Origin of the sequence: Arthrobacter sp. TB 26, from assembly GCF_000427315.1 — a bacterium.
GTDB lineage: Bacteria > Actinomycetota > Actinomycetes > Actinomycetales > Micrococcaceae > Arthrobacter.
The window spans coordinates 1-10,042 of the sequence record NZ_AUPJ01000407.1; the positions used below are offsets into that span (position 1 = coordinate 1).

10 protein-coding genes are annotated in these 10,042 nt (G+C 67.0%); 5 read left to right on the plus strand and 5 right to left on the minus strand.

Annotated features, from left to right (window positions below; all coding sequences use genetic code 11):
* Positions 1-46: 46 nt before the first annotated feature.
* Positions 47-1,105: a M4 family metallopeptidase gene (locus K789_RS0115695; protein ID WP_024367584.1), complete on the plus strand. Its 1,059-nt coding sequence runs from the start codon at positions 47-49 to the stop codon at positions 1,103-1,105.
* Positions 1,106-1,148: 43 nt separating this feature from the next.
* Positions 1,149-1,457, plus strand: a complete 309-nt coding sequence (locus K789_RS0115700) for a protealysin inhibitor emfourin (RefSeq protein WP_024367585.1) — start codon at positions 1,149-1,151, stop codon at positions 1,455-1,457.
* Positions 1,458-1,477: 20 nt separating this feature from the next.
* Here the strand turns inward: K789_RS0115700 and K789_RS0115705 are convergent, their stop codons facing one another.
* Positions 1,478-2,446 (minus strand): GlxA family transcriptional regulator, encoded by a 969-nt coding sequence (locus K789_RS0115705; protein ID WP_024367586.1) that lies wholly within the window; start codon positions 2,444-2,446, stop codon positions 1,478-1,480.
* Positions 2,447-2,539: 93 nt separating this feature from the next.
* Between K789_RS0115705 and K789_RS25695 the strand changes: the two genes are divergently transcribed.
* Positions 2,540-2,707, plus strand: a complete 168-nt coding sequence (locus K789_RS25695; RefSeq protein ID WP_192815776.1) for a hypothetical protein — start codon at positions 2,540-2,542, stop codon at positions 2,705-2,707.
* A gap of 126 nt (positions 2,708-2,833) precedes the next feature.
* Positions 2,834-6,871: an ATP-dependent RNA helicase HrpA gene (gene hrpA / locus K789_RS0115715; RefSeq protein WP_024367587.1), complete on the plus strand. Its 4,038-nt coding sequence runs from the start codon at positions 2,834-2,836 to the stop codon at positions 6,869-6,871.
* Positions 6,872-6,878: 7 nt separating this feature from the next.
* Here the strand turns inward: hrpA and K789_RS0115720 are convergent, their stop codons facing one another.
* Genes K789_RS0115720 through K789_RS24100 form a run of 4 tightly spaced genes read right to left on the minus strand, consistent with a single transcriptional unit; the run spans position 6,879 to position 9,413 of the window.
* Positions 6,879-7,307 carry an HIT family protein gene (locus tag K789_RS0115720; RefSeq protein WP_024367588.1) on the minus strand — a complete coding sequence of 143 codons (429 nt, stop codon included), beginning with the start codon at positions 7,305-7,307 and terminating at the stop codon, positions 6,879-6,881.
* Positions 7,304-8,467 carry an NAD(P)-dependent alcohol dehydrogenase gene (locus K789_RS0115725; protein ID WP_024367589.1) on the minus strand — a complete coding sequence of 388 codons (1,164 nt, stop codon included), beginning with the start codon at positions 8,465-8,467 and terminating at the stop codon, positions 7,304-7,306. Before K789_RS0115725 ends, K789_RS0115720 begins: the two co-directional genes overlap by 4 nt.
* 56 nt (positions 8,468-8,523) lie before the next feature.
* Positions 8,524-8,910 (minus strand): hypothetical protein, encoded by a 387-nt coding sequence (locus K789_RS0115730; RefSeq protein WP_029705145.1) that lies wholly within the window; start codon positions 8,908-8,910, stop codon positions 8,524-8,526.
* Positions 8,910-9,413 carry a MarR family winged helix-turn-helix transcriptional regulator gene (locus K789_RS24100; RefSeq protein WP_024367591.1) on the minus strand — a complete coding sequence of 168 codons (504 nt, stop codon included), beginning with the start codon at positions 9,411-9,413 and terminating at the stop codon, positions 8,910-8,912. The genes K789_RS0115730 and K789_RS24100 overlap by 1 nt, the downstream gene beginning before the upstream one ends.
* A 153-nt stretch (positions 9,414-9,566) precedes the next feature.
* Here K789_RS24100 and K789_RS26250 point away from each other — a divergent pair, with 153 nt between their 5' ends.
* On the plus strand, positions 9,567-9,887 hold the full coding sequence (locus K789_RS26250) for a hypothetical protein (protein WP_024367592.1): 321 nt from the start codon (positions 9,567-9,569) through the stop codon (positions 9,885-9,887).
* The last annotated feature ends 155 nt before the right edge of the window (positions 9,888-10,042 follow it).

The window sequence follows — 10,042 nt, forward strand, 5'->3', positions numbered from 1 at the left end:
CCGCCGCACCACCACGGGATCCCGCCGAAGCACAAAGGGGTCTCACATGTACTGCTCCATCATCCCTCCGTACCTGCTCCGCCGCCTGGCAGCCCAGCGCGAACCGGAGTTCTCGGCAACCGCGCGTGCGGCGAAGGAAGCCCTGCTGCACGTCCCGAGTTTCCAGGCATCCCGCGCGGTTCCCGGGCCCGGCAGCCATCCGGGCATGCGGGAGCTCAATCCGTCCCCGCCGGAACGAACGGTCTACGACGCCAAGTTCGCCGAGCAGCTCCCCGGCAGCGTGGTCCGTAAGGAGGGGGAACCGCCCACCGGCGACCCCGCCGCCGATGAGGCCTATGACGGGCTGGGACACACCCACCGCCTCTACGCCGAGGCCTTCGGCCGGAACTCGATTGACGGCAACGGCCTCCACCTCGATGCCACGGTGCACTACGGCCGCCTGTACGACAACGCGTTCTGGGATGGCCAGCAAATGGTCTTCGGCGACGGCGACGGCCAGGTCTTCCAGCGGTTTACGAAATCGCTGAGCGTGATTGGCCACGAGCTCGCCCACGGCGTCACCCAGTACTCGGCCGGGCTGGTGTACCGCAACCAGGCCGGCGCGTTGAACGAATCAATGTCCGACGTCTTCGGGGCCCTCGTTGAACAGTTTGTCCGGAAGCAGTCGACGGCGGAGGCGACTTGGCTGATCGGCGAGGGCCTCTTCACCGACAGGGTCCAAGGGGCCGCCCTGCGGTCCATGAAGGCTCCAGGCACGGCGTACGACGACGACGTGCTCGGCAAGGACCCGCAGCCGGCCTCCATGGACGGCTATGTGCACACGAGCGCTGACAACGGCGGCGTCCACATCAACTCCGGGATCCCCAACCGGGCATTCTGCCTGGTTGCCACCACCCTCGGCGGAAATGCATGGGACGCTCCGGGCCGGATCTGGTACGAGACGCTGACGGGCGGCACCCTGGCCCCGAGCGCCACGTTCGGCGCGTTCGCCAAGGCCACCGCCGCCGCTGCCTCGGAGCTCTTCGGGGCAGAATCCAAAGAGCATGACGCCGTGCGGTCGGCGTGGGAAACTGTGAAGGTAAAGTTCCCGGGAGCGAGGCGTTAGGCCACGTTCCAGCAGATCCGAGTCCGATCAAGATCCGAGTCCGATGAAGATAACTGTCCAGCGCAGCGGCGGCGTGGCCGGCATGAAGCGGACGTGGACCGTCAGGCCCGAGCCGCCCGAGGACACCGACCGGTGGCAACCGCTCATCGAAGCGTGCCCGTGGGACGCCGTCGCCGGAGTCAGCGGGACAACCGGTCAGCCAGACCGGTTCCTGTACAGCATCCGGGCCGATCAACGCCGGGCGGTCCTGCCGGAGCGTGAGCTGACGGGTCCGTGGCGGGACCTCGTCGAATGCGCCCGCGCCGCGGCCGAGGACACGGCCGAGGACACGGCTGCGTCGGATCCTGGCTAGCCTCAGACCGCCCAGGTCCCCTAGACAGCAGCGGCCAGGTGTCCGCGGAAGGTGCGGCGGTAGGACTGCGGGCTCGTGTCCAGCACCTTGGCGAAGTGGTGCCGCAGCAGCACCGAGTGGCCGAATCCGGATTCTCGCGCTATTTCGTCGATGTTGAGGTCCGTGGTCTCGAGCAGCTCCTGTGCCCGCAGCACCCGCTGGGAGTTGAGCCAGGCCGCCGGGGTCGCCCCCGTCTCGGAACGGAAGCGCCGGGCAAACGTCCGGGGCGACATGTGGACGCGCGCGGCGAGTTCGTTGACCGAATGGTCCTCGCCCAGATGCCGCACCATCCACTGCAGCAGTTCCTCCATCGGTGCTGAGCCGCAGACCGGGATCGGCCGGTCGATGAACTGGGCCTGGCCGCCGTCGCGGTGCGGCGGAACCACCATGTCCCGGGCGATGGCTGCCGCAACGGTGGCGCCGAATTCCACCCGGACCAGGTGCAGGCACGCGTCGATGCCCGCGGCCGTCCCGGCGCTCGTGATGATCCGGCCGTCCTCGACGTAGAGGACGTTTTCATCCACCAGGGCAGCGGGGTACCGGCTGGCGAGCTCCTGGGAGTAATGCCAGTGGGTGGTGCAGCGGCGGCCGTCCAGCAACCCGGCCCGGGCCAGTGCGAAGGCTCCGGAGCAGATGGACATGACCCACGCCCCGCGGGCGTGCGCGGCGCGCAGTGCCTCGAGGACGGATTCGGGAACATCCTCGTCCCGGCCATAGGGGGTCATGATGACCAGGTCCGCATCCGCTGCGGCGTCAAGTCCGAGCCCCACATGCATGGACAGCCCGGACTTCATGGGGACATCCCCCGGCGCCGGGGTGCAGACCCGGAAGTCGAAGGCGGGCACGCCGGTCCCCCGGTCCGACCGGTCCACGCCAAAGACCTCAAACGCGGTCCCGAACTCGAAGATTGAGAAGTTGGGGACCACGATCATTGCCACTGATTTGATCATGCATCCATTCTGGCAGACACTGTGGCAGAAAATATAGCTTTTTGGGCATTTCTGCCACTTCTTTTCGTCCTGGCACCGGAGAACCATGGAGGTATGGAACTCCTCGGAATCGCCCTCATTGTCCTCATCGTCGTCGGCCTCGCCGCCACCGCCGCCGCCCTCCGCAAGGACGGGCTGGGCCACAACCCGCCGGTCCGCTCGGAAAACTATTGGTCAGCCCTGGACCTGCCCAGCACCAACTACACCTTCCGGATCTTCTGAACCCGGCCGGGACCTCCATCAAGCTGCACCCCGAACCACCGACCACTGCCCGGCCCCGACAGGGACCGGGCACTTACACGTCCCGGAACCGCCGCAGGAACACTTCCCAGTAGACTGGGTGCAGCCATGACACTGCATATCTCCTACCCCGCCGAGCTGCCGGTCTCCGAGCGCCGCGAGGACCTGATGGCCGCCATCGCGGCCAACCAGGTGACCATCATCGCCGGCGAGACCGGTTCCGGTAAGACGACCCAGATTCCGAAGATGTGCCTGGAACTGGGCCTCGGCGAGAACGGGCTCATCGGCCACACGCAGCCGCGCCGGCTGGCCGCCCGCACGGTCGCCGAGCGCATCGCGGAGGAACTCGGAGTCGAGATCGGCCAGGAAGTCGGTTTCCAGGTCCGCTTCACCGGCGAGGTCGGCCGCAACACCAAGGTCAAGCTCATGACCGACGGCATCCTGCTGGCCGAGATCCGGCGCGACAAGCTGCTACGCAAATACAACGCCATCATCATCGACGAGGCGCATGAGCGCAGCCTCAACATCGACTTCATTCTTGGGTACCTCAAACGAATCCTGCCCCAGCGGCCGGACCTCAAAATCATCATCACCTCGGCCACCATCGATCCGCAGCGTTTCGCGAAGCACTTCGGCAGCGAGGAAGATCCGTCGCCGATCATTGAGGTATCCGGCCGCACCTATCCGGTCGAGATCCGCTACCGGCCGCTGTCCCAGCCGGCCGGCGGCCCGCGCGCCGCAGGAGACGACGCCGTCGATGCCTCCGACGACGAGCTGGAAGAGGACCGGGATCCCTTGGACGCCGTCTGCGACGCCGTCGACGAACTCGCGCAGGAGGCGCCCGGCGACATCCTGATCTTCTTCTCCGGCGAGCGCGAGATCCGTGACGCCGCCGAGGCCCTCAACGGCAGGATCCAGTCCAACCGGAAGCTGGCCGGCACCGAGGTGCTCCCCCTCTTTGCCCGGTTGAGCCTGCAGGAGCAGCACAAAGTCTTCCATCCCGGCGGCAAGCGCAGGATCGTGCTCGCCACCAACGTCGCCGAGACCTCCCTCACGGTCCCCGGCATCAAGTACGTCATCGACACCGGCACTGCCCGCATTTCCCGCTACTCGCACCGGACCAAGGTCCAGCGCCTGCCGATCGAGAGGGTGTCCCAGGCCTCGGCCAACCAGCGCTCCGGCCGCTGCGGCCGTGTCTCCGACGGCATCGCCATCCGGCTGTACTCGGAGGAGGACTTCGAGTCCCGGCCGCCGTTCACCGATCCCGAAATCCTGCGCACCAACCTCGCCGCGGTCATCCTGCAGATGACCGCGATGGGCGTCGCCCGCGGTCCGAAGGATGTCGAAAACTTCCCCTTTGTGGAGCCGCCGGACTCCCGCGCCATCAACGACGGCGTCACCCTCCTCCGCGAGCTCGGCGCCCTGAGTGCCGCGCGCCCGCAGGAAGAGACGGGCGACGGCGACGGCCGCCCAGCCCGCCCGCCCGCTAGCGGACGAAACGGCGGTGCGACCGGCAGAAACGGCGGCGGGCTGACCGCCGTCGGGCAGCAGCTTGCCCAGCTGCCCGTGGACCCGAGGCTCGGCCGGATGATCGTCGAGTCGGGCAAGCGCGGCTGCGTCCGCGAGGTCATGATCCTTGCCGCGGCGCTCACCATCCAGGACCCGCGCGAGCGCCCGACCGACAAGCAACAGCTCGCCGCGGAGAAACACGCGCGCTTCCGGGATGAGAATTCGGACTTCACGGGCTTCCTGAATCTCTGGAACTATCTCCAGGAGAAGCAGCAGGAGCTTTCCTCCACGGCGTTCCGCCGGCTCTGCCGTGCCGAGTTCATCAACTACCTGCGCGTCCGCGAGTGGCAGGACCTCTTCGCCCAGCTGCGCCAGCTCGCCCGGCCGCTCGGCATCAGCCTGGACAACAAGCGCCTCGCCGATCCGGTGGGCAACCATGAGGGCATCCACATCAGCCTGCTTTCGGGCCTGCTGAGCCATGTTGGCATCCTCGATGAGCGCAAGCGCGAGTATGCGGGCGCCCGCGGCAGCCGCTTCGCGATCTTCCCGGGCTCGGCCCTGTTCAAGAAGTCCCCGACCTTTGTCATGGCCGCTGAGCTTGTGGAGACGAGCAGGCTGTGGGCGCGGGTGGCCGCGAAGTTCGATCCCCTCTGGGTGGAACAGGTGGCGCCGGACCTCGTCAAGCGCAGCTACAGCGAACCCCACTGGTCCAAGAAGATGGGCTCGGTGATGGCCCATGAAAAGGTCACGCTGTACGGCGTGCCCATCATCCCGAGCCGCCGGATCAATTACGGCAAGGTGGACCCGGAGCTCTGCCGGGAGCTGTTCATCCGGCATGCCCTGGTCGAGGGTGACTGGCAGACCCACCATAAGTTCTTCCACCGCAACCGTGCCCTGCTCCACGAGGTCGAGGAGCTGGAGGCGCGGATGCGGCGCCGGGACATCCTGGTCGACGACGAGACCCTCTTCGAGTTCTATGACGCCCGGATCGGCAAGGACGTTGTGTCCGAGCGTCACTTCGACAAGTGGTGGAAGGACGCACGGCAGCAGGATCCGGCGCTGCTCGATTTCGACCAGGCGCTGCTGATCAGTGAAGACGCCGATGCCCTGGATGACTCGGCCTACCCGAAGACCCTGCTGCACAAGGGCTTTGAGTTGCCGCTGAGCTACGAGTTCCATCCTGTCGCCCCCGGGTCGCCGCCCAACCCGTCCGACGGCGTTACCGCTGAGGTGCCCGTGCTGTTCCTGAACCAGCTTGACGATGCGGCGTTCCGCTGGCTGATTCCGGGCCAGCGCGTGGAGCTGGTCACCGCCCTCATCAAGTCGCTGCCCAAGCAGGTGCGCAAGAACTTCGTGCCGGCACCGGACGTCGCCCGGCAGGCCGTCGCCGCCCTCGAAGCGGGCTTTGATCCGGCGGCCGACGAGCTGGAGGCCTCCCTCGAACTGGTTCTGCGCCGGATCCGCGGCCAGGTCATCCCGCCGCATTCCTGGAACTGGGATGCCGTTCCGCCGCACCTGCGGGTCAGCTTCCGCGTCGTGGATTCCCAGGGGAAGGTGCTGGACGAAGGAAAGGACCTCGGCGTCCTGCAGGAACGGCTGGCACCGGCCACCCGCCGGGCAATCGCCGAGTCACTGGGCGCCACGCCCGCGACCACGGCGCCGTCGTCGAACGGCCGGGCGAAAGCCACAGCGAACGGCAAGGCTGCCCCCGCCGGCGTGGCCTCAGGAACCGCGGCGTCCGGTGTTTCGGCAGCCTCGACCGGTTTCGCCGAGAAGTCGGGGCTGACCTCCTGGTCGTTCGGAACGGTGCAGCGCCAGGTCCAGGGCTCGGTGAAGGGGCATACCGTCACCGGCTACCCTGCGCTCGTGGATGAGGGACAGTCCGTGGCCCTGCGGCTCTTCCAGACCGGTTCCGAACAGGAACAGGCCATGCGCGGCGGCATCATCCGCCTGCTCGCACTGAAGGTGCCGCCGCCGGACCGCTACGTGCTGGAACACCTGAACAACACCGAGAAGCTGACGTTCAGCCAGAACCCGCACGGCTCTGTCACGGCACTGATTGCGGACTGCTCCCTCGCCGCCATCGACAAGCTCACCCCCGCCGAACTGCCGTGGGACGAGGCGACCTTTAGCGCACTGTACGAGAAGGTCCGCGCGGACCTCATCGACACGGTCTTCACGGTCACCGCCATCGTGGAGCGCATCCTGGCCAGCACCCGCCGGATCGAGAAGTCGCTCAAGGGCACCACCAGTCTGGCCCTGATCAGCGCCCTCAATGACATCAAGAGCCAGCTGGAGCAGCTTGTGTTCCCAGGTTTTGTGGCACGCACGGGCTACAGCCAGCTCAGCCAGTTGCCGCGCTACCTCGCGGCGATCGAGAAGCGCCTGGAGAAACTCCCCACCAATGTCCAACGGGATGCCCAGAACATGGCGGCGGTCCAGGCACTGGAGGACGACTACGACGACGCCGTGTCGGCCCTGCTCCCGGGCCGGCGGGCAGGAGCGGAGTTAACCCAGGTCCGCTGGATGATCGAGGAACTCCGGGTGAGCCTCTTCGCCGTCGAACTGGGGACTGCCTATTCCGTCTCCGAAAAGCGGATCCGCGCAGTCCTTAACAAGGCGCTGGCGCCGGCGTAGCGGGCCCCTAGGCCGGAGGTACGTGGGCCGCGTGTCCGGCCTTCCGGAGCCCCTCGCGCAGCTTCTCGGCGTTGGCGTCCAGCCGGGCGGGATCGGGGTTCTGGTCCACCGAGCCGAAGTCGAAGTCCGCCATCGTGTTGGACGGCCACACGTGGACGTGCAGGTGGTTGATCTCGTAGCCGGCCACAATGAGTCCGGCGCGTGCCGCGTCGAACACCTCGACCTGGACGGCGCCGATCTTCTGAGCCACCTGCATCACACGGGCGAGTACTTCGGGAGGCGCGTCAGTCCAGCGGTCCACTTCCTCGGTCGGCACCACGAGGGTGTGGCCGTCGGCGAGCGGGCCCACCGTCAGGAACGCCACAACGTCGTCCTCGCGCCAGACGAAGCGGCCGGGGATCTCGCCGTTGATGATCCTGGTGAAGAGAGTGCTCATGCGTCTGCCCTTTCCGAGGGTGTTCCGAGGGTACTGGTGTCCAGGACAAAACGGTACTTCACGTCTCCAGCCACCATGCGGTCGTAGGCCTCGTTGAGCTGGTCGGCACGGACCACCTCAACGTCGGAGGTGACGCCGTGCCCGGCGCAGAAGTCCAGCATCTCCTGGGTTTCGGCAATGCCGCCGATCAGCGAGCCGGCGTACGCGATCCGGCGCCGGATCAGCGCGCCGGGATTCACCGGCGGCATGTCCTCCGAGGGAAGTCCGAGCTGGAAGAGCGCTCCGTCAACGCGCAGGGTGCGGAAATACGGGTTGAGGTCGTGGGGTGCGGCGACGGTGTCGATGATGACGTCGATGCTGCGGTTGGCGGCGTCCATTGCGGCCTCGTCGCGGGACAGGATGACCTCGTCCGCGCCGAGATCGCGGGCGGCGGCGACCTTGGACTCCGACGTCGTGAAGACCTTCACTTCGGCGCCCATGGCCTTGGCGAGCTTCACCGCCATGTGACCCAGGCCGCCGAGACCGACGACGCCGACGACGTCCCCTTCCTCGACGTCGAAGTGGCGCAGCGGCGAGTAGGTTGTGATGCCGGCGCACAGCAGCGGGGCGGCAGCGGCCGGGTCGAGGCTCTCCGGGACGTGCAGCACGTAGCGGCGGTCCACGACGATCGAGGTGGCATAGCCGCCCTGCGTGTTGGCGTCCCCGTTGCGCTGGTCCTTCGAACCGTAGGTGCCGGTCATGCCGTTTTCGCAGTACTGCTCGAGGCCGTCGAGGCAGCTGTCGCATTCACGGCAGGAATCGACCAGGCAGCCGACGCCGACCAGCTCGCCCGGGCTGAAATCCTCGACGGCGGACCCGACGCGGCTCACCCGGCCCACGATTTCGTGGCCCGGGACCAGCGGGTAGTTCCGGGTTCCCCATTCGCCCCGGGTGGCATGGACGTCCGAGTGGCAGAGCCCGCAGAATTCGATGGCGATTTCGACGTCGTCCTCCTTCGGCGCGCGGCGCGCGACCGTCAGGGGAACGAGGCCGCTGTCGCTGGCAGTCGCGCCATAGGCGGCGGCGAGGCGCGGCCCCGGCGGCGTGGGGTCCGTGGTGTCCGTGGTCAGATCGGGAAGCGGTTTGGCAAGGGGCGGCGGTACGGGGCGTCCGGGAGTCATGGTTCGACGCTACCCCCGGGACCGGCCGCCATGCCACTTGGGGGGGCGATAACCCATCAGCTGAGCGCAAGGACAAGATACAGGGCCGCGAGGACCAACGCGACAGGGGTCATGATGAGGCGTTCCGGTCGGCTGCGGGAGATCCCGTTCATCACCACGCCCAGCGCGAAGTACGCCGTCAGCGCCCAGACAAACACCGCGGTGACGGTGTCGTTGACCACCGGCGACGCGACGGCGGCCCTGGCCAGCGCCGCATAGGCAAAGAGGACGTAGAGGGCAATGGACACGCCGCTGCCGATCCTGAGCCTGGCGGGTAGGACCTCGTGTTGTCCGCCCCACGCCATTCTCCCGAGCGGCGCCCCGCCGATGAGAGCGCCCTGAAAGATCCCGAGACCGGCCAGAACGGCGCAGGCGCCAAGCGCGGCAAGCTGATCCAGCGGCATCACGAAATCATCCCCGCGTCAGGTAGCGGGTCGTCCCGGTTTGGGCGGTCCTGCTCTTCCGGATTGAGCACGCGCAGGGCATTTTCGATGATCCGGTCGAGCTGTTGAACCAATGCTTCTTCGTCTACGCCCGCATCGACACCATCCTGATGGGTTTCGAGACCTTGCCAGGCGCGTTCCAGCAGGGCCGCCCCCTTCTGGGATAACGAGATTGTGTTCGCCCGGGCGTCGTCCGGGTGCGGTCCCGACGTGACCAGTTCGTCCTCAAGGAGCCGTCCCAGCCGCTGGGTGATTGACGCCCGTGACACGTCAAGGGCGTCCGCAATTTGTCGTTGAGTCTGCTGGCCTAGTGTGCCGACGGTCAGCAGGACCAGAAAGCCTGAATAGCGGATTCCGTGATGTGCCTGAAGATAGCGGTCTGCAACCCGGTCCACCAGCGCCGTGGCGCGGTGGAGCTTGAACGCTGCGCTTTCGACGATGTCTCGCTGCTTGTAGTCATCCATATAGTTAAGTAGTTAACTAAATGGCGCCGTTGTCAAGGGTGCGTCACGGTAAGAGCCCACAACCTCGGAGCCCGGGACGTGCCTGCTGGCCCCATGTCGCACGACTGTACGACGGGCCTCATTACTGTCGCAGGTGCCCGCTAGTGTTTTTCCATGGACGGCAATCAGGGGCCCGACGAGGCCTCATCTGTGGCGGCGAGCGGTAACGACGCACTCCTGGACTTGCTCAGGACCGTCGACCTCGTACTCCGGGACATGCATCGGGCCGAGGATCCCGCGGGGGGCATCGAACAGTACCGGCGGTTGGAGGAGCTGAATTCCGCGTTGGGCACCTTGCTGACGCGCCTTCAGCTGGCTATTGTCCTGGGCAGCGTTCCGGGAGTCACTCCCGGAACGGGAAGCTCCCCCATGGCATCCGATGCGCTGGGACGCCTCCGGCGGGCCATAAATGTCATAGCACGCAGAGACACTTGATTCATGGACAACGTGCAGGAGCCCGGCATGGCTCCAGAATTGGCGGAAAGCGTGACGGTCGCGGAGGTGGCCCGGATGCTGGCCGGCCTCCCGGCCCCGGACAGCCCCACTGCGCTCCTCGAGGAAACGCGCGGGCTGGAGGACCTCAAGTCCGC